Here is a 17,888-nt window from a genome sequence, read left to right as displayed (position 1 = left end):
CGACGGCACCGACGTGCCCGGCCTCGACCCCTCCACCACGGCCCTCGTCGCCGCCTACCGCTCTCTCGGGAAGTGAACTGACATGCAGCTCGGTCTGATCGGCCTCGGCAAGATGGGCGGCAACATGCGCGAGCGCATCCGCCGCGCGGGCCACACCGTCATCGGCTACGACCGCAACCCGGACGTCAGCGACGTCAAGAGCCTGGAGGAGATGGTCCAGAAGCTCGAAGCGCCCCGCACGGTCTGGGTGATGGTCCCGGCCGGGACCGCCACCCAGGGCATCGTGGACGAGCTCCGCGATCTGCTGGAGCCCGGCGACACCGTGGTGGACGGCGGCAACTCCCGCTGGACGGACGACGAGAAGCACGCGGCCGAACTCGGCGTGCGGGGCATCGGGTTCGTGGACGCGGGCGTCTCCGGCGGTGTGTGGGGGCTGGAGAACGGCTACGCCCTGATGGTCGGCGGCGACAAGAAGCACGTCAAGCGGCTCCAGCCGATCTTCGACGCGCTCAAGCCCGAGGGCCCGTACGGCTATGTGCACGCCGGGCGGGTGGGCGCCGGGCACTTCTCCAAGATGGTCCACAACGGCATCGAGTACGCCATGATGCAGGCGTATGCCGAGGGCTGGGAGCTGCTGGAGAAGGTCAACTCCGTGGACAACGTCCGCGAGGTGTACCGCTCCTGGCAGGACGGCACCGTCATCCGCTCCTGGCTGCTCGACCTCGCCGTCAACGCCCTGGACGACGACGAGCACCTCACCGAACTCCGGGGCTTCGCCCAGGACTCGGGTGAGGGACGCTGGACGGTGGAGGCGGCCATCGACAACGCCGTGCCGCTGCCCGCCATCACCGCCTCGCTCTTCGCGCGGTTCGCCTCGCGCCAGGACGACTCGCCGCAGATGAAGATGATCGCCGCGCTGCGCAACCAGTTCGGCGGCCACGCGGTGGAGAAGAAGGACTGAAGCCGTGGGCGATCTGCTGCTGGTCCGCCACGGCGAGACGGAGTGGAGTCTGACGGGGCGGCACACCAGCCACACCGACCTGCCCCTCACCCGGCACGGTGAGGAGCAGGCCGCGTCCCTCGTTCCGCTGCTCGCGGGGCGGACGTTCGCCCGGGTGCTGACCAGCCCGCTGGACCGTGCGGTGCGCACCGCCGAGCTGGCCGGGCTGACCGGCGCGGAGTCCGAGCCCGAGCTGCACGAGTGGGACTACGGCGGCTACGAGGGCGTCACCACCGCGGACATCCATCGCGAGCGGCCCGAGTGGGACCTGTGGCGGGACGGGGTGCCGCCCGCCTCCGACGGTCGGCCCGGCGAGTCGCCCGAGCAGGTCGGGGCACGCGCCGACCGGGTGCTGGCCCGGCTGGAGAAGGACCTCGCGGCCGACGAGGGCGATGTCGTCCTGGTGGCGCACGCCCACTTCCTGCGGGTGCTGACCGCCCGTCGGCTCGGTCTCCCGCCCGCCGAGGGACGCCTGTTCATGCTGGCCACGGCCACGCTGGGCCGCCTGTCCACCGAGCACGGCCGCCCGGCGGTCGCGGAGTGGAACCTGCGGCCGTAACCACGCCACGCCGTACGACGACCCCCGTACCCCCTGCGACCAGGGGGTACGGGGGCCGTCGGCGCGGGTGCGCGGGTGGGGTTCAGCGCGCCGGGATGCCGTAGACGCGCTCCACGGGCAGCCGGAGGACGAGGCGGTGGTCGCGGACCATCGAGGCGCGGTAGTCGTCCCAGTCGGGGTGTTCGCCGAGGATGTCGCGGTAGAGCCGGACCAGTTCGTCCACCGTCGCGTCGTGCGGGTCGGCGGCGACCGGGGACAGGTCGGCGGTGGACTCGGCGACCGTGTAGGCCCAGCGGTCCACGCTGGTGACGTGGTAGGAGGCGCGGGGGTCGCGGCGCAGGTTGCGGGTCTTGGCGCGGTCGTCGGTGACGGAGACCCGGATCAGCCGCTCGTCGGGGTAGTAGGCGTGGCTGACGTTGGAGAGCTGGGGGCGGCCGTCGGCCTTGAGGGTGACCAGCACCCCGCCGCGGGTCTCGGCGAGCAACCGGATCAGTGTGTCCTGCGTCACGTCTGAGGTCATGGCGTGCACAACGGGCCGCGCGGGCAGGACATTCCCGGCACGGCCGTACCGTACGCCGTGCCGGTGAGGGCGGGGAGGTGCGATGGGCGGGCTGCGGCAGGAGACCGACCCGGCGGGGGCGGGTCTCGACCCGGTGGCGCTGGACCGGCTCGACCGGTTCGCCGGTGAGCTGGTGGACCGGGGGCGGCTGCCCGGCTTTCTGCTGGCGGTGGCGCGCGGCGGGCGGGTCGCCCATCTGACGACGGGCGGGCGGCGGGATCTGGCGGCCGGGCTGCCGGTGCGCGCGGACACGCTGTGGCGGATCTACTCCATGACGAAGCCGGTCCTCGCCGTCGCCGTGCTCCGGCTGGCCGAGGAGGGGCGGCTGTCGCTGGACGACCCGGTCGCGCGCCATCTGCCCGCGTTCGCGGAGCCGCGGGTCCATGTGGGCGGCGAGGGCGGCGCCGTACGCACCCGTCCCGCCGAAGGGCCGCTGCTGATAAGGCAGTTGCTGACCCACACAGCCGGGCTGACCTTCGGCTCCTACCACGCGCACCCGGTGGACGCGCTGTACCGCGCGGCCGGGATCGCGTCGTCGTCGCTGGCGGGCGGCGATCTGGCGGAGACCGTGGACGCCTACGCGCGGCTGCCGTTGCAGTTCGAGCCCGGCACCCGCTGGAACTACTCCGTCGGCTCCAACGTGCTGGGCCGGATCGCGGAGGTGGTCACCGGGCAGCCGCTGGACGTGTGCCTCGCCGAACGGGTGCTCCGTCCGCTCGGCATGACCGACACCGGGTTCCAGGTGAGCCCCGAACAGGCCGACCGGCTGGCCGAGTTGTACGGCGAGCGGGACGACGGCACGCTCGTGCCGGTGCCGGGGCCGCCGGTGCGGGAGCGGCCCCGGTTCCTGTCGGCGGGCAGCGGACTGGTCTCCTCGGCCCGCGACTTCCACCGGTTCACGCGGATGCTGCGCGGCGGAGGTCAACTCGACGGTGTCCGCGTCCTGTCGGCCGCCTCGGTGGCGTCGATGACCTCCAACCACCTGCCGGGCGGTGCCGAACTCGCCGGGTTCGGCACCCCCGTGCACCGGACCCGCGCCAACGAGGGGCTGGGCTTCGGCCTGCACGTCTCCGTGGTCCGCGACCCCGCCCGCACCGCGGCCCCGTCCGGCCGGGGCACCTACGGCTGGACCGGGGTCGCCACCACCGCGTTCTGGGTGAACCCCGAACACGACCTGACCGTGCTGTTCTTCAGTCAGGCACAGCCGCGCGACCTGAAGGTGTTCCCGACGGTGCGACGGCTGGTGCACGAGGCCATCGTGTCCTGAACGGCCGGGCGGGGACGGCCGGTTCCGGGGCGCGGCCCCGCTCGGTCAGGAGCGGCGGACCGCCATGCCGTCCAGGTGGGGCAGATGGTGGTCCAGCCGCTCCCGCTTGGTGCGCAGATAGGTGATGTTGCTCTCGCACGGCTCGATGAGCAGCGGCACCTCCTCGGTGACGGCGACACCGTGCCGCACCAACGCCTCGCGTTTGCGCGGGTTGTTGGACATCAGCCGGACCGAACGCACCCCGAGGTCCTGGAGGATGCGCGCGGCCACGCCGTAGTCCCGTGCGTCCACCGGCAGGCCCAGCGCGAGGTTGGCCTCGACGGTGTCCAGGCCGTCCGCCTGGAGCGCCATCGCGCGCAGCTTGGCGAGCAGGCCGATGCCCCGGCCCTCGTGACCGCGCAGATAGATGACGACACCGCTCCCCTCGGACACCACCGCCCGCATGGCGGCGGCGAGTTGATCGCCGCACTCGCAGTGGCGGCTGCCGAACGCGTCGCCGGTCAGGCACTCCGAGTGCAGCCGCACCAGCACGTCGTGGGCGCCGATCTCGCCGTGGACCAGGGCGACCTGCTCGTCGCCCCGGTCGTGGTCGAGATAGCCGACCGCCTCGAATTTCCCGTACACGGTGGGCAGCGGCGCATTCACGACGCGTTCCGTGCCCGTGGACCGGGCGGACCCGTCTCCGACGGCACCGAGGTTTTCTGTCATGATCTGATTCCTAAGCAGAGTACGGAAGGCCGGGAAGAGAATGAGCGATTCGACGGCGAACAGGACGGCTCACGGTGTCGTCCCCACGGACACCACCGAGGACGTACGGGCCCGGAACGCGGGAATTCCGGTCCGGGTCGCGGTGCTGCCCGTGGGGAGTTTCGAGCAGCACGGCCCGTATCTCCCGCTGGCCACCGACACGTTGGTGGCGTGCGCGCTGGCCCGCGAGATCGCCGGGGCGTATCCGGTGCACCTGCTGCCGCCGGTGACCGTGGGCTGCTCGCACGAGCACGCGGCCTGGCCGGGCACGGTCAGCGTCTCCGCTCCCACGCTGTACGCCGTGGTCACCGACATCGCGGCCTCGCTGCGCCGGTCCGGCGTCGAGGCGCTGGTCGTGGTCAACGGGCACGGCGGCAACTACGTGCTGGGCAACGTCGTCCAGGAGGCGTCCGCGCGCGGGGAGCGGGCGGGGCTGTTCCCGGCGTTCGAGGACTGGCAGACCGCCGTGGACCGGGCGGGGGTCGAGTCCTCGCTGCTGACCGACATGCACGCGGGGGAAATCGAGACGTCCATTCTGCTGCACGCTCATCCCGAATTCGTCCACCCTGGTCACGCCTCCGCCGATTTCGTCGCCGACGACCGCCGTCATCTGCTCACCACGGGAATGTCCGCCTATACCGAATCGGGCGTCATCGGGCGCCCTTCGCTCGGTTCCGCGGAAAAGGGGAAGGAGTTGCTGGCGAGCCTCACGGAATCGTTCGGCGCGCTTTTCGCGTTGCTCACCGCCGATACCGGCCCCGCACACACGGCGGCCGGTCCGGAGGTCGCGGGCGCGTAGTCGCCGGTGCCGCGCGGAGGGTGTCTCCGGCGCCGTGCGACGAGTACGGCGGCGCCGGGCAGGCTCGCCACGAGGCTGAGCACGCCGTAGACGACGGCGACCGCGACCCCCTGGTCCGCGCCGAGTCCGGCGGCGCCGAACGCCCAGGCGGTGACGCCCTCGCGGGGGCCGAACCCGCCGATGTTCAGCGGGAGTCCCATCGCGGCGAGCGCGAGGACGGCGAGCGGGAGCAGCACCACGACCGGGGCGGCGGAGCCGGTGGTGCGGGCCGCCACCACGAAGACCGCCAGATGCCCGGCGAGCACGACCGCCGAGGACAGCGCGACCCCCGGCCCGGTCCGCCGGGACGCCAGTCCCAGCCGGGCGTCCGCGAGGAACCGCCGTACGGCGCCCGCCCGTCGGGACGGCGTCCGCCTCGCCCCCAGCACCACCGCGAGCACGGCCGCCGCCGCGAGCACCACCGGCACGGCGGCCGTACGGGCGTCGGCGCGGACCGGGGAGGGCAGCGTGAGCAGCACGGCCGCGCCGCACACGGTGAGCGCCAGCTGTCCGGCGACGCGTTCCAGCACCACCGCCTTCACCCCGCGCCCGAGGTCGCCCTCGCTCCGCCCGTGCCGTACCGCCCGGTGCACGTCCCCGAGGACCCCGCCGGGCAGGGCCGCGTTCAGGAACAGCGCCCGGTAGTAGTCGGCGACGGCCGGGCCGAGCGGGAGGCGCAGGCCCAGCGCACGGGCCGTCAGCTGCCAGCGCCACGCGCTGCACACGGTGGTCACCGCGCCGACGGCGAGCGCCGCGAGCAGCGCCGGGGTGTCGATGCGGCGCAGCCCGTCGAGCAGCACGCCGGTGCCGAGCCGCCACAGCAGCCCGGCGAGGATCGCGGTCCCGGCGAGGGTGCCGAAGTGGGTCCGCAGCACGCGGACCGCCGGGGTGGCGAGCGCCCGGCGGAGGGCGCCGGAGGGGGCGGGCGGTGCGGGGGCGGCCGGTGCCGCCGGGCCGCTCACCGGAGGCCGTCCACTGCCGGGGGCAGAGCCAGCAGGTCGCTGTGGTGGACGACGGCCTCCAGCTCACCGGCCGCGCAGGCGGCGAGCCGCCGGGCGAGGTACGGCTCGGCGCGGGCGGCGAGTTCCGGGCGCTGTTCGACGGCGGCGCCGACCCAGCCGCGCAGCCACTGCGCGGCCAGTGCGGCGTGCCCGGCACCGAGCCGCCAGGGGCTCGGGTGCAGCCGTACGGTCATGCCCTGCGCGGCGAACGCCTCGCAGGCGGCGGTGACCGCGTCCGGGCCGAGGAGTCCGCCGCGCCGCTGGTGCGTGTTGAACGCGTCGGCCAGTTCGGCGTCCAGCGGGTCGGCGGGCGTGAACTCGACGCGTCCGGCGACGGACAGGGTGAGCAGCGCCGGGCAGTCCGCGCCCGCACAGGCGGCGGCCAGGGTGTCCAGTTCGGCTCGGGTCAGCACGTCCAGCAGCGCGGAGGCGGTGACGAGGTGACCCCCGGCGAGGTCGTCCGGGGTGAGCCGGGCGAGGTCACCGCGCCGGGTCTCCACGGAGAGCGGGGCGCCGTCGGCGGCGGCGTCCGGCGCGCCCGCCGCCGCGAAGTGCAGCAGGTAGGGGTCGCGGTCGTGCAGCACCCAGTGCTGGGCGCCGTCCAGCCGGGGCGCGAGCCAGCGGCCCATCGAGCCGGTGCCGCAGCCGAGGTCGTGCACGACGACCCCGTCCGTCCGTCCGGCGAACCGGTCCCGCACGGCCTCGACCAGGGTCCCGGCGCGGGCGTCGGCGTCGGCGGGTTCCCGCAGCCGCAGCCACTCGGGCGCGTACCGCGCGGGCTCCTCGGCATCGCGGCCGGGTTCGTCGCGCGGCCGTACGGTGTCCCGCCCGCCGGGGCGGGCGGCGGGACCGGCGCCGGGGATGACCTCGGGTACCGCAGACACGTTTCCTCCCTGGCCCCGCGGGGCCTCGGGGGAGGCGGAGGCGTGGTCCGCCGTGCGGGTCCGCTCGTTCATGCCGGGCTCCCGGAGTGCTCGGGCAGATGAATGAGGACGCCCGCCAGGGCGCGGGCGGTGGTGGGCCAGCCGTCGAGGGAGGCACGGCGGGCGCGGGCGGCGGCCTTGAGACGGCGGCGCACGTCCGGGTCACCGAACCAGCCGCGCAGTTCGGCGGTGAGCGCGGCCGGGTCCTCGGGGGGGACGAGGATGCCGGGCACCCCGCCGTCGGGGGCCCGGCCCACCGCCTCGGCGACCCCGCCCACGTCGGTGGCCAGCACGGGCACCCCGCGCGCGAGGGCCTCGGTGACCGCCATGCCGTAGGTCTCGGCGTACGAGGTGAGGACCGTCAGGTCGGCGGCGGCGTAGCTCGCGTCGAGCGCGGCGCCGGAGCGCGGTCCGGTGAGCAGCACCCGGTCCGCCAGGCCGTGCAGCCGGATCAGCGCGCGCAGTTCCGCGACGTAGCCGGGGTCCTGGGTGAGTCCGCCGACGCACTCGCAGGTCCAGGGCAGGTCCGCGACGGCGGCGAGGGCCTCCACCAGCCGGTGCTGGCCCTTGCGCGGGGTGACGGCGGCGACGCACAGCAGCCGGGAGACGCCGTCGGTGCCGGGCGCGAGGGGCGCGATGTCGGCGCCGGGGGCCGCGTTGTGCACCCGGTCGGGGGCGAGTCCGTGGTGGGCGACGAGGCGGCGTACGGCCCAGTCGCTGGTGGCGATCACGGCGGGCACCGCGCGCAGCACGGCCCGCTCGCGGGCGTCGAGGTCGGCGGCGGCCTGGGGCGCGAGGCCGGTCTCGTCGCCGAGCGGCAGATGGACCAGGACGGCGAGCCGCAGCCGCCGTGCCTCGGGGACGATCACCTCGGGGACCCCGCAGGCGACCAGTCCGTCCAGCAGGACCGCGCTGCCGTCGGGGAGTTCACCGAGGGTGCGGGCGAGCGCGGCGCGGTCGGCGTCGGCGGGCCGGGGCCAGGTGCCGGGCATCAGGTGCCGTACCGGCTGCCAGCCGAAGCCGGGGAGGTCCAGGCAGACCCGCCGGTCGTAGGCGTTGCCGCCGCTCGGCACGGTGAGGTCGTCCACGCCGCCCGGCATGACGAAGTGGACGGTGCGCAGGGACATGGGCACGATCCCCAGGGTGTCGGCGGCGGTGCGCGGCGCGGGGACGCCCGCGCGGGCGGGTCTCGGGGCCGGGGTACCGCCCGGCGCGGCGAGGGTCGGATCCGTCACAGGGCACGCTCGTAACTCGCCCAGGCGATGTGGGACTCGTGCAGGGTGACGGAGAGGCTCGCCAGGCCGCGGGCGCCCTCGCCCAGCGCGCCCTGGTGCACGCGCTCCGCGAGCCGGTCCGCGACGACCTTGGCGAGGTACTCGGTGGAGGTGTTGATCCCGGCGAAGTCGGGCTCGTCGTCCAGGTTGCGGAAGTTCAGCGCGGCGGTGACGGCGCCCAGTTCCCGGGTGGCGAGGCCGATGTCCACCACGATGTTGTCCTGGTCGAGCTGTTCGCGGCGGAAGGTGGCATCGACCAGGAAGGTCGCTCCGTGCAGCCGCTGCGCGGGGCCGAACACCTCGCCGTGGAAGCTGTGGGCGATCATGATGTGGTCACGGACGGTGATGCTGAACAACGAAACGGCCCTCCAGTTACGGCACTTCACGGCCCCCGGTTTCTCGTCTCCGGGGGTCGTCCATTACTACGGCCGCCCGGCCCGCAGCGTTCACCCGATGCCGCTCTTTTCTCAGGTCAGGCGAGTGCGGGCCGGTCCGGCGGCCCCTCAGGGGGTCGCTCGGGTCGGGCTGTTCTCGCCGTAGGAGACGCGGTGGCACAGGGCGGGTACCTCGCCGGAGGCGAGGCGGGGCAGCAGGGCGGGCAGTTCCTCGAAAGGACTCTCCCCTGTGATGAGTGCGTCGAGCGCGGGGTCGGTGAGCAGTTCCAGGGCGAGAGCCATCCGGTCGGCGTAACCGCGGCCGGGCCGGGCCCCCGGGGAGACGGTGCCGACCTGGCTGCTGCGCACGGTGAGGCGGCGGGAGTGGAAGCCCTCCCCCAGCGGCAGGGTGACGCGCCGGTCGCCGTACCAGCTGAGCTCCACGACGGTGCCCTCGGGGGCGAGGAGTTCCAGGGCGCGGGTGAGACCCCGCTCGGTGGCGCTGGCGTGCACGACGAGGTCGCAGCCGTCGAGGGCGTCCTCGGGCGCGGCGAAGTCCACGCCGAGCGCGTCGGCGGTGGCCCTGCGGGCGGGGTCGGCGTCCACGAGCTGGAGGCGGAGGCCGGGGAAGCGGGCGAGCAGGGCCGCGACCGAGCAGCCGACCATGCCGCCGCCGACCACGGCGACGCGGTCGCCGATGCGCGGTCCGGCGTCCCAGAGCGCGTTGACGGCCGTCTCGACGGTGCCCGCGAGGACGGCGCGCGCGGCGGGCACCCGGTCGGGCACGACGGTCACGGCGTTCACCGGAACGGCGTAGCGGGTCTGGTGGGGATAGAGGCAGAACACGGTGCGCCCGGTGAGGGAGGCGGGCCCCTCCTCCACCACACCGACGTTCAGATAGCCGTACTTCACCGGTGCGGGGAAGTCGCCCTCCTGGAACGGGGCGCGCATCACGGCGTGTTGGGAGTGCGGGACGCCGCCGCCGAAGACGAGGGTCTCGGTGCCCCGGCTCACTCCGGAGTAGAGGGTGCGGACCAGGACCTCTCCGTCGGCCGGTGCCGGGACGGCGGTGTCACGGATCTCGCCGTGCCCCGGTGAGCGGAGCCAGAACGCGCGAGCCGGGTGGTTCAACGGAATCCTCCTGAACGATCGGCAACTCGTGCACGTACCGAGAAGTGCACAGGCCGCGCACAGTACGCGGCGGTGATCGACTCTGTCACTCGGCCGGAGGATTGCGGTGGCCCTGAACGACACGTACGGCGTACGGCTCCAGCAGGAGACCGCCCTGGGGGCGGGTGCGCAGATAGCGCTGCTCCTGGGCATCGGCGCGGCGGTGGGCCTCGGGCCCGCGGGCTGGCTGACGGGGCTGGCGTTCGCGTTCGCCCTGTGGGCGGTGCTGTCGCGGGCGCTGCAACGCTCCCGGCTCAGCTCGTTCGGTCCGGCGAACCGGGTGACGCTGGGCCGGGCCACGCTGGTGGGCGGGGTGACGGCGCTGGTCGCGGAGTCGTTCGAGAGCGCGCCGCCGGTGACGCTGCTGGTGGGCCTGACGGCGGTGGCGCTGCTGCTGGACGGGGTGGACGGCCAGGTGGCCCGGCGCACCGGCACGTCCAGCGCGCTCGGCGCCCGCTTCGACATGGAGGTGGACGCGTTCCTCATCCTGGTGCTGAGCGTGTACGTCTCCACGCAGCTCGGCGCGTGGGTGCTGCTGGCGGGCGGGATGCGGTACGCGTTCGTGGCGGCGGCCCGGTTCCTGCCGTGGCTGAACGCCCCGCTGCCGCCGTCGTTCGCCCGCAAGACGGTCGCCGCCGTGCAGGGCGTGGCGCTGCTGCTGGCCGGGGCGCGGCTCCTCCCGCACGCGGCCAACCTGCTGATCGTCCTGCTGGCCCTGGCGTCCCTGGTGTGGTCCTTCGGCCGGGACGTGGTGTGGCTCCACCGCAGCGCGCGGACGCGCGGGGCCGTGCGGACACCGGCCGCGCGGGTCCGCGTACCGGAACCGGCGGGACGCTGAACCTCCGCGTCCCGCCGGGGTGTTCACCGGTGCACCGGTGTACGGGGGCCGGGGCTCAGCCCTTCTGCTCCACCCGCACCCAGTCCACCTCCGCCTGCACTCCGCCGCCCGCGACCCGGTCCACGCTGGACTGGGGCAGGCCCCAGTAGGGGCTGGTGGCCTTGTTCCATCCGGCCGGGTAGGCGCCGCCGAGGGCGAGGTTGAGGATGACGTACTGGTTGTGGTCGAAGACCCACTTGCCCCGCGTGGACTCCAGCTGGTTGCGGGTCGTCTCCTGGACGAGGCGGTCGTCCACGGTGAACCGCATCCCGGTGGGCGTCCACTCCACGGCGTACGTGTGCCACTGGTCGGCGCTGCCGCCGTTGGCGTAGGTCTGCCGGGCGCCGATGTTGCCGTCGGCGGAGTAGCCGGGGCCGTGCAGGGCGGTGCTGGTCCAGTCGCGGTAGCCGATGTTCTCCATGATGTCGGTCTCGCCGGAGGCGGGCCAGGAGACGTTCGGGTCGTCCACGTTGCTGCCGAGCAGCCAGAAGGCGGGCCAGAACCCGTCCCCCACGGGCAGCTTCATCCGGGCGCTGACCCTGCCGTAGGTGAAGTCGTACGTGGTGTTGGTGTCGATGCGGCCCGAGGTGAAGTCGTAGGTGCCGCCGCCCGCGCGGGTGCAGCCCTTGCAGTACTTGGCCTTCAGCAGCAGGCTGCCGTTCTGGACGGCGATGTTGTCCGGGGAGTCCACGTACGCCTGGGACTCGCCGTTGACGGAGCCCATCTCGGTGCCGGTGCGCACCACCCGCCACTTGGCGCGGTCGAGGGCGGTGCCGGTGAAGTCGTCGAAGAACGTGGTGCGGTAGGTGCCGGTGCGGTCGGCGGGCAGTGCCGGATAGGCGGCCGAGGCGCTGCCGCCGGTGCCCCAGACCTGGAACTCGTAGAGCGAGTAGCCGAACTGGGCGGTGGCGGGCGCCGGGTTGTAGAAGGAGCGGCGTTCCTTGCCGAGCATGCGGACGTAGCGGCCGGTGGCGGGGCTGGGGAGGCGGACGGTGTCGTGCAGCCCGGCCGCGTCGCCGGGTGCCTTGACGTTGGCGCGGCGGGCGGCGATGTCGGCGGCGGAGGGCTCGTAGACGGTGCGCCAGGTGCGGTTGTCGTCGGAGACCTGGACGAGGTAGTCCACGGCGTACGCGGACTCCCAGTACAGGTCCACGGTGTCGATGGTGGAGGTGGCACCGAGGTCCACGGCGACCCAGCGGTTGGCGTTCCAGTCGCTGGACCAGCGGCTGCTGTCCCCGCGCAGGTCGGCGGGCCAGCCGCCGTCCGTGAGGAAGCCCGGAGCGTGTCCGGCGTCCTGGTAGAAGTCGGCGTAGGCGGGGTGGTTGAGGGCGAGGTTGGTGCGGGTGGTGGAGCCGGGGGCGGGTTCGCCGCCGTACACCTTGAAGCCGAACAGGGAGTAGCCCCAGGGGGTGGCGCGTTCCAGGCCGCGCAGCCGGACGTAACGGCCGGTGACCTCCTGCGGGTAGGTGTGCGCGGTGACGGAGCCGCCGGTGCCGCTGGTCTCGGTGTAGAACGGCGTCCAGTCGGTGCCGTTCTTCGACACCTCCAGGACGTAGCGCTTGCCGTAGGCGGCCTCCCAGTCGAGGGTGACGCGGTCCACGCGGAGGGTGGTGCCGAGGTCGATGCGGATCCAGGCGTCGTCGGCGAAGTTGCTGGACCAGCGGGTGGCGCCGTTGCCGTCGAAGGCGAGGCCGGGTCCGCTGCCGGGGTTCTCGCTGCCGGAGGCGGTGACGGCGGCCGGGTTCGCGGCGTACGCGGCGGCGGCGCGGTCGGTGTCCCAGGTGACCGCGGCGGCCGCGGCCCCGGCGGGCGGGGCGAGGAGGGCAGGCCCGGCGGTGAACAGGGCGGCGGCGACGGCCCCGGCGAGCAGGGCGCGGGAGGAGCGGGGGGTACGTGCGGTGCGGGCGGTGCGGGATCTCGATGGCATGCGGCTCTCCTGAGGGGGATGCGAGGTGGCGCGTGCATGACATTCAGGGGGGGGTGGTCCAGGCCGGTGGGGGCGGGTTCCCGCACCCGTTCCCACCGGCCGTCCGGGCGGGTCAGGCGGCCCGGCTGCGCAGGCTCCCGTGCGCGCGGACGATGTCCGCGTACCGGTGCCCGCTGCCCTTGATGGTGCGGACCTGGGTGTCGTAATCGACGCGGACGAGGCCGAACCGCTTCTCGTAGCCGTACGCCCACTCGAAGTTGTCCAGCAGCGACCAGGCGAAGTACCCGGCGAGCGGGGCGCCCTTGGCGGCGGCCGAGGCGCAGGCGGCGAGGTGGTCGATCAGGTACGCCTGACGCTCGGGGTCGTCCACGCTGCCGTCGGGGCGGACGGTGTCGGGGAACGCCGAGCCGTTCTCGGTGACGTAGATCTTCCGGGCGCCGTACTCCTCGGTCACGCGGAGCAGCAGCGTCTCGATGCCACTGGCGTCGATCTCCCAGTCCATGCCGGTGCGGGGCACGTCGGGGCGGCGCACGGAGCGGGTACGCGGGGCGCGGCCCTCCGGGTCGTCCTCGACGTGGTCCGGCATGTAGTAGTTGAGGCCCAGCCAGTCCAGCGGCGTGGCGATGGTCTCCAGGTCGCCCGGCTTGACGGGGAGTTCCACGCCGTAGGTCTCGACCATGTCGGCGGGGAAGCCGCGGCCGTGGATCGGGTCGAGCCACCAGCGGTTGACGTGCCCGTCCTGGCGCCGGGCGGCCTCGATGTCCTCCGGCTTGTCGGAGGCGGCGAAGATGGTGGACAGGTTGGTGACGATGCCGACCTCGGCGTCCGGCGCGGCGGCGCGGATCGCGGAGGTGGCGAGACCGTGCCCGAGCAGCAGGTGGTAGGAGGCGCGGACGGCGGCGGTGAGGTCGGTGAAACCGGGGGCCATGCTGCCCTCCAGGTGGCCGATCCACGCCGAGCACAGCGGCTCGTTGAGGGTGGCCCACAGCTTCACCCGGTCACCGAGGCGTTCGGCGACGGCGCTCGCGTACACGGCGAAGTGCTCGGCGGTCTCCCGCTCCGGCCAGCCGCCCCGGTCCTGGAGCGCCTGCGGCAGGTCCCAGTGGTAGAGCGTGACGGAGGGGGTGATGCCCGCCTCCAGCAGCGCGTCCACCACCTCGTCGTAGAACGCCAGGCCCTTGGGGTTGACCGGTCCGTCGCCGTCGGGCATGACACGCGGCCAGGCCACCGACATGCGGTAGGCGTTGACGCCGAGTTCGCGCATCAGCCCGATGTCCCCGCGCCAGCGGTGGTAGTGGTCGCAGGCGACGTCGCCGGTGTCGCCGCCCGCGACCTTGCCCGGAGTGTGGGAGAAGGTGTCCCAGATCGACGGCTTGCGGCCGTCCTCGGCGACGGCCCCCTCGATCTGGTACGCAGCGGTGGCCGTGCCCCACAGAAAGTCGTGCGGGAGGGCCGCGAGGTCGATGGGTTCGGACACGGGAGTCCCTTCGGGAGGTGCTTCGAGAGGTGTACGGACGGTCACTTGACGGCGCCCGCCGTCAGACCGGCGACGAGATAGCGCTGGAGGAGCAGGAAGCCGGCGACCACGGGGACGCTCACCACGAGCGAGGCGGCCATGATCTGGTTCCAGTAGACGTCGTTGAGGGTGGAGTAGCCCTGGAGGCCGACCGCGAGGGTGCGGGTGGCGTCGTTGGTCATGACGGACGCGAACAGCACCTCGCCCCAGGCGGTCATGAAGGCGTACACGGCGACGGCGACGATGCCGGGGATGGCGGCCGGCACCACGATCCGGATCAGCGCCTTCAGCGGACCGCAGCCGTCCACCAGCGCGGCCTCGTCCAGGTCGCGCGGGACCGAGTCGAAGTAGCCGATCAGCATCCAGATGGAGAACGGCAGCGAGAACGTCAGGTACGTCAGGATCAGCCCGCCGCGCGAGCCGAACAGGGCGATGCCGGTGGCGTTGCCGATGTTGACGTAGATGAGGAACAGCGGCAGCAGGAAGAGGATGCCGGGGAACATCTGCGTGGACAGCACGGTGACCGTGAAGACGCGCTTGCCCCGGAACTCGTAGCGGCTGACGGCGTAGGCCGCGAAGACCGCGATGACCACCGAGCAGACCGTCGCCGAGCCCGCCACGATCAGCGAGTTCATGAAGTACTTGGCGAGCGGGACGGTGGACCAGATGTCGATGTACGGCCGGATGGTCAGCACGCTGGGAATCCAGCGGAACTCGCCGGACACGTCCTGCGGCGGCTTCAGCGAGCTGGAGATCATGACGTACACCGGCACCAGCACGAAGGCGGCCAGCACGGTGAGGAAGATCCGCCGGGCCCACAGGAACGAGCGGGGCGGGGCCAGCGGGGACCGGCGCGGCGGCGGGGTGACGGTGCGCGGGCCGGGCGCGGACGGCGGCGCGGGGGCGGCCGTCGGCGCGGAAGCGGGACTAGACATCGGAGGCCCTCCGTCCGCGTGAGGTGACCACGAGGTAGCCGCCCGTCACGACGAGCAGGAACAGCAGCAGCAGGACGGACATCGCCGAGCCGGTGCCGAAGTTCCAGGTGACGAACGACGCCTGGTAGATGTGCACCGAGATCAGGTCGGCGGCCTCGGGCGCGGACTTGCCGAACAGCACGTACGGCGTGTTGAAGTCGTTGAACGTCCACAGGAACAGCACCAGGATCAGCACCTGGTTGACCGGGCGCAGCGACGGCAGGGTGATGCGGCGGATCTGCTGCCACACCCCGGCGCCGTCCAGCGCGGCGGCCTCGTACAGCTCGCCGGGGATGTTCTGGAGTCCGGCCATCACGATGAGGAAGGCGAACGGCCAGCCCTTCCACACCGAGACGGTGAGCAGCGCCCAGAAGCTGTTGTCGCCGATCAGCCAGAACGAGGGCTTGTCGGTGAGGTGCAGCTGGTCGTGCAGGACGTGGTTCACCAGGCCGTTGTCGTGCTGGAACATGAACACCCAAGTGATGACGGCCGCGTAGACGGGCAGCGCGTACGGCACCAGGAACAGGGCGCGCAGCAGGCCGCGGCCCTTGAAGGTGTCCTGCATGAACACGGCGGCGGCGGTGCCGATCAGCCAGCACAGCGCGACCGAGCCGAGGGTGAAGGCGACGGTCACGAAGAAGGAGTGCAGCAGCGCCTGGCCGACGGGGGCGTCGAAGTCCACCGAGAGCTTGTAGTTGCCGAAGCCGGTCCAGGGGGCGGCGGACCAGTCGCGCAGATAGAACTGGGTGAGTTCCTTGAAGCTCACCACGATGCCGATGACCATCGGCACCAGGTGCACGAGGAGTTCGAGGAGCAGCGCGGGGAGCAGCAGCAGGTACGGCAGTCCGATGCGGCGCAGCCGCCCGGAGCGGCGCGGGGTGCGCGCCGCTCCGGGCGGGACCGTGCCGACCGGCTCCGTCACGGGAGGGGTCGTCGTGGTCATGGTGCTCAGGCCGCCGGCATCTGCTGCTGGGCCTTCTCCAGCTTGGCCTTGACGGAGGCGGTCGTCACGGCGCGGCCGGCGGCCGCGTCGGCGAACAACTCCTTGACGGCGGTGCCGACCGCGGTCTCGAACTGAGACTCGGAGGCGACCTGCGGCAGACCGGCCGCGCTGGTGGCGAGGGTCTCCTTCAGCACCGAGGTGGCCGGGGTGCTGAACGCGGCGTCGCCCTGGGCGGCCTTGACCGGCGGGATCGAGGTGTACGCCGTGTTGAGGATCTTCTGCTCGTCGTCGCTCGTCATGAACTTCACGAACTTCACGGCGCCGTCGATGTTCTTGGAGTTCTTGAACACCGAGATGTTGATACCGGCGACCATCGAGTTGGTCTGGGTGCCGGTGCCCGGAGTGCCGGACTGCACGGGGACGGGCGCGATGCCGTAGTCGTCCTCGCTCATGCCCTGCGCCTTGAGGGTGGCGGCGACGGACTGCCAGAGCAGCATGGCCTGCTTGCCCTTGGAGAAGTCGCTGACCGACTGGTTCTGCGCGTACTCCGCGTCGGTGGTCGGGATGACCTTGTCCTTGGCCATCAGGTCCACGTACTGCTTGACGGCGTCCACGATCTTCGGGTTGGTGAAGTCGGGCTTGCCCTCGGGCGTGAAGAAGTCCGCGCCGTGCTGCTTGCCGAAGACGAAGACGTGGTGGATGTTCTCCGAGACGTTGCCGCCCTCGGCGCCCAGCACGGTCTTGCCCTTGGCCCGGATCTTCGCGCCGTCCGCGATCAGCTCGTCCCAGGTGGTGGGCGGCTTGGCGATACCGGCGTCCGCGAAGATCTTCTTGTTGTAGTAAAGGGCGTACGCCATCGAGTACAGCGGGATCGCGGCCGGGTCCTTGCCCTGGGCGCCGGTGGAGCTGAGCGCCGAGTCCACGAAGCGGTCCTTGCCGCCGATCTTCTCCAGGTTCTTGGCGTCCCACGGCAGCAGCGCGCCGGTGGCCTGGAGCGAGGCGCTCCAGGTGTTGCCTATGTTGAGCACGTCCGGGCCCTGGCCGGAGGTGGTGGCGGTGAGGATGCGGTTCAGCAGGTCGGACCAGGGCACGACCTCCAGCTTCACCTTGATGCCCGTCTGCTTCTGGAACTTGTCCAGTTCGGGCTGGAGGACCTGCTTGTCCACCGCAATGCTGGACCCCTGGTTGGAGGCCCAGTACGTCAGGGTCTTCGGCGCGGAGTTGTCCCCCCCTCCGCTGGACGAACCGCCACCGCAGGCCGTGGCCGCGAGAGCGAGAGACATGGTGACGGCGCCTACGGCGGCGGCTCGGATGCTGCGCATGGCTCCTGGCGTCCCTTTCCGGGAGTCGAGGCCGTTCGGGACGCACCGGGAAACCGACATCCCGTTCGGCCCCTGAAAGCCCCTCATGGCTTAATTTAGGATGTGAGTTAAACCTCAAGAGAAACGCTCGTCAAGAGATTCGGCAGCGGCTTCCGGTTCGGAGGGCCGCAAATCCACGCAAACCAGGGAGGCAGGATGCCCGGGCCGGGTGGTCGCACGGTGCGTGACCTGCGACGGGAGAGCCGGAGCAGCGTTCTGCAACGGTTGTATTTCGACGGCCCGATGAGCCGCCACGCGCTCGTCCGTGCGACCGGGCTGAGTTCGGGCTCCGTCAGCACGGTCGTCGCCGAACTCCTCGCGGACGGACTCCTGGAGGAGGCGGGCCGCGTCGGCTCCGAGGTCGGCCGCCCCCGCCGCCTGCTCCGCGTCCGCCCCGACTCCGGCCTCCTCATCGGCGTGGACGTCGGCGAGACCCGCGTCCGCGTCGAGCTGCTGGACCTCGCCCTGACCGAACTCGCCCGCGTGGAGCGGCTGTTGGGCGGCGACGGCTACGCGGTGGATGCGGTGGTACGGCATGTGCACGAGGGGGTGGCGGAGGTGCTGTCGGCCGCGGGGCG

At 72.7% G+C, this 17,888-nt stretch carries 17 protein-coding genes and 1 pseudogene; 6 read left to right on the top strand and 12 right to left on the bottom strand.

The features are described from left to right. Positions 1-82: 82 nt before the first annotated feature. Both gnd and KUM39_RS27260 read left to right on the top strand, forming a co-directional pair. A complete protein-coding gene (gnd, locus tag KUM39_RS27265) occupies positions 83-961 on the top strand; it encodes a phosphogluconate dehydrogenase (NAD(+)-dependent, decarboxylating) (RefSeq protein ID WP_217788448.1) in 879 nt (292 codons plus the stop codon). 4 nt (positions 962-965) lie between these two features. Further along, positions 966-1,559 (top strand): histidine phosphatase family protein, encoded by a 594-nt coding sequence (locus KUM39_RS27260; protein ID WP_217788447.1) that lies wholly within the window; start codon positions 966-968, stop codon positions 1,557-1,559. Positions 1,560-1,641: 82 nt separating this feature from the next. On the opposite strand, the gene KUM39_RS27255 is transcribed toward KUM39_RS27260, so the two are convergent. After that, a complete protein-coding gene (locus KUM39_RS27255; RefSeq protein WP_217788446.1) occupies positions 1,642-2,079 on the bottom strand; it encodes a PPOX class F420-dependent oxidoreductase in 438 nt (145 codons plus the stop codon). A gap of 82 nt (positions 2,080-2,161) precedes the next feature. Between KUM39_RS27255 and KUM39_RS27250 the strand changes: the two genes are divergently transcribed. After that, positions 2,162-3,385 (top strand): serine hydrolase domain-containing protein, encoded by a 1,224-nt coding sequence (locus KUM39_RS27250; RefSeq protein WP_217788445.1) that lies wholly within the window; start codon positions 2,162-2,164, stop codon positions 3,383-3,385. Positions 3,386-3,430: 45 nt separating this feature from the next. On the opposite strand, the gene ribA is transcribed toward KUM39_RS27250, so the two are convergent. Further along, positions 3,431-4,093 (bottom strand): GTP cyclohydrolase II, encoded by a 663-nt coding sequence (gene ribA / locus KUM39_RS27245; RefSeq protein WP_217788444.1) that lies wholly within the window; start codon positions 4,091-4,093, stop codon positions 3,431-3,433. A gap of 40 nt (positions 4,094-4,133) precedes the next feature. Here ribA and KUM39_RS27240 point away from each other — a divergent pair, with 40 nt between their 5' ends. Next, entirely contained in the window at positions 4,134-4,931 is a 798-nt protein-coding gene (locus KUM39_RS27240) for a creatininase family protein (RefSeq protein ID WP_217788443.1), read from the top strand. Between the two features lie 116 nt (positions 4,932-5,047). Here KUM39_RS27240 and KUM39_RS28475 read toward each other — a convergent pair. The 5 genes and pseudogenes from KUM39_RS28475 to KUM39_RS27220 all read right to left on the bottom strand — a co-directional run. Then, positions 5,048-5,770 (bottom strand): annotated as a pseudogene (locus KUM39_RS28475) (lysylphosphatidylglycerol synthase transmembrane domain-containing protein); the annotation flags it as partial. 158 nt (positions 5,771-5,928) lie between these two features. After that, complete coding sequence (locus tag KUM39_RS27235) at positions 5,929-6,927, bottom strand: trans-aconitate methyltransferase (protein ID WP_246620808.1); 999 nt, start codon at positions 6,925-6,927, stop codon at positions 5,929-5,931. Beyond that, positions 6,924-8,129 (bottom strand): glycosyltransferase family 4 protein, encoded by a 1,206-nt coding sequence (locus KUM39_RS27230; protein ID WP_308288259.1) that lies wholly within the window; start codon positions 8,127-8,129, stop codon positions 6,924-6,926. The genes KUM39_RS27235 and KUM39_RS27230 overlap by 4 nt, the downstream gene beginning before the upstream one ends. Further along, positions 8,126-8,524, bottom strand: a complete 399-nt coding sequence (locus KUM39_RS27225; RefSeq protein WP_217788441.1) for a 6-pyruvoyl trahydropterin synthase family protein — start codon at positions 8,522-8,524, stop codon at positions 8,126-8,128. The genes KUM39_RS27230 and KUM39_RS27225 overlap by 4 nt, the downstream gene beginning before the upstream one ends. Positions 8,525-8,671: 147 nt before the next feature. Next, on the bottom strand, positions 8,672-9,673 hold the full coding sequence (locus KUM39_RS27220) for a zinc-dependent alcohol dehydrogenase (protein WP_217788440.1): 1,002 nt from the start codon (positions 9,671-9,673) through the stop codon (positions 8,672-8,674). Between the two features lie 106 nt (positions 9,674-9,779). On the opposite strand from KUM39_RS27220, the gene KUM39_RS27215 reads away from it, so the two are divergent. Next, the gene (locus KUM39_RS27215) at positions 9,780-10,550 is read left to right on the top strand and encodes a CDP-alcohol phosphatidyltransferase family protein (protein WP_217788439.1); all 771 of its coding nucleotides are present in this window, start codon (positions 9,780-9,782) and stop codon (positions 10,548-10,550) included. A 55-nt stretch (positions 10,551-10,605) separates the two neighbouring features. On the opposite strand, the gene KUM39_RS27210 is transcribed toward KUM39_RS27215, so the two are convergent. From KUM39_RS27210 to KUM39_RS27190, 5 genes are all read right to left on the bottom strand, one after another. After that, entirely contained in the window at positions 10,606-12,516 is a 1,911-nt protein-coding gene (locus KUM39_RS27210) for a discoidin domain-containing protein (protein WP_217788438.1), read from the bottom strand. Between the two features lie 112 nt (positions 12,517-12,628). Then, positions 12,629-13,993, bottom strand: coding sequence for a GH1 family beta-glucosidase (locus tag KUM39_RS27205; RefSeq protein ID WP_217788437.1), 1,365 nt, complete (start codon positions 13,991-13,993; stop codon positions 12,629-12,631). 41 nt (positions 13,994-14,034) lie between these two features. Continuing rightward, positions 14,035-14,967 carry a carbohydrate ABC transporter permease gene (locus KUM39_RS27200; RefSeq protein WP_246620807.1) on the bottom strand — a complete coding sequence of 311 codons (933 nt, stop codon included), beginning with the start codon at positions 14,965-14,967 and terminating at the stop codon, positions 14,035-14,037. After that, the gene (locus tag KUM39_RS27195) at positions 14,960-15,949 is read right to left on the bottom strand and encodes a carbohydrate ABC transporter permease (RefSeq protein WP_217788436.1); all 990 of its coding nucleotides are present in this window, start codon (positions 15,947-15,949) and stop codon (positions 14,960-14,962) included. The genes KUM39_RS27200 and KUM39_RS27195 overlap by 8 nt, the downstream gene beginning before the upstream one ends. A 5-nt stretch (positions 15,950-15,954) precedes the next feature. Then, positions 15,955-17,271 (bottom strand): ABC transporter substrate-binding protein, encoded by a 1,317-nt coding sequence (locus tag KUM39_RS27190; protein WP_217788435.1) that lies wholly within the window; start codon positions 17,269-17,271, stop codon positions 15,955-15,957. Positions 17,272-17,466: 195 nt separating this feature from the next. Between KUM39_RS27190 and KUM39_RS27185 the strand changes: the two genes are divergently transcribed. Further along, positions 17,467-17,888: MarR family transcriptional regulator (locus KUM39_RS27185; RefSeq protein WP_281425761.1), on the top strand; the 422-nt coding region annotated here is incomplete at its 3' end.

This window comes from Streptomyces corallincola, from assembly GCF_019104725.1.
GTDB classification, from domain to species: domain Bacteria; phylum Actinomycetota; class Actinomycetes; order Streptomycetales; family Streptomycetaceae; genus Streptomyces; species Streptomyces corallincola.
Note: the sequence above shows the minus strand (reverse complement) of the source record. Positions and strands in the feature narration are given on the sequence as shown.

Bases quoted from the DNA above. Each gene is read 5' to 3' on its own strand.
- gnd (WP_217788448.1), top strand. From the start codon at position 83: ATGCAGCTCGGTCTGATCGGCCTCGGCAAGATGGGCGGCAACATGCGC.
- KUM39_RS27255 (WP_217788446.1), bottom strand. From the start codon at position 2,079: ATGACCTCAGACGTGACGCAGGACACACTGATCCGGTTGCTCGCCGAG.
- KUM39_RS27250 (WP_217788445.1), top strand. From the start codon at position 2,162: ATGGGCGGGCTGCGGCAGGAGACCGACCCGGCGGGGGCGGGTCTCGAC.
- ribA (WP_217788444.1), bottom strand. From the start codon at position 4,093: ATGACAGAAAACCTCGGTGCCGTCGGAGACGGGTCCGCCCGGTCCACG.
- KUM39_RS27240 (WP_217788443.1), top strand. From the start codon at position 4,134: ATGAGCGATTCGACGGCGAACAGGACGGCTCACGGTGTCGTCCCCACG.
- KUM39_RS27235 (WP_246620808.1), bottom strand. From the start codon at position 6,927: ATGAACGAGCGGACCCGCACGGCGGACCACGCCTCCGCCTCCCCCGAG.
- KUM39_RS27210 (WP_217788438.1), bottom strand. From the start codon at position 12,516: ATGCCATCGAGATCCCGCACCGCCCGCACCGCACGTACCCCCCGCTCC.
- KUM39_RS27200 (WP_246620807.1), bottom strand. From the start codon at position 14,967: ATGTCTAGTCCCGCTTCCGCGCCGACGGCCGCCCCCGCGCCGCCGTCC.
- KUM39_RS27195 (WP_217788436.1), bottom strand. From the start codon at position 15,949: ATGACCACGACGACCCCTCCCGTGACGGAGCCGGTCGGCACGGTCCCG.
- KUM39_RS27190 (WP_217788435.1), bottom strand. From the start codon at position 17,271: ATGCGCAGCATCCGAGCCGCCGCCGTAGGCGCCGTCACCATGTCTCTC.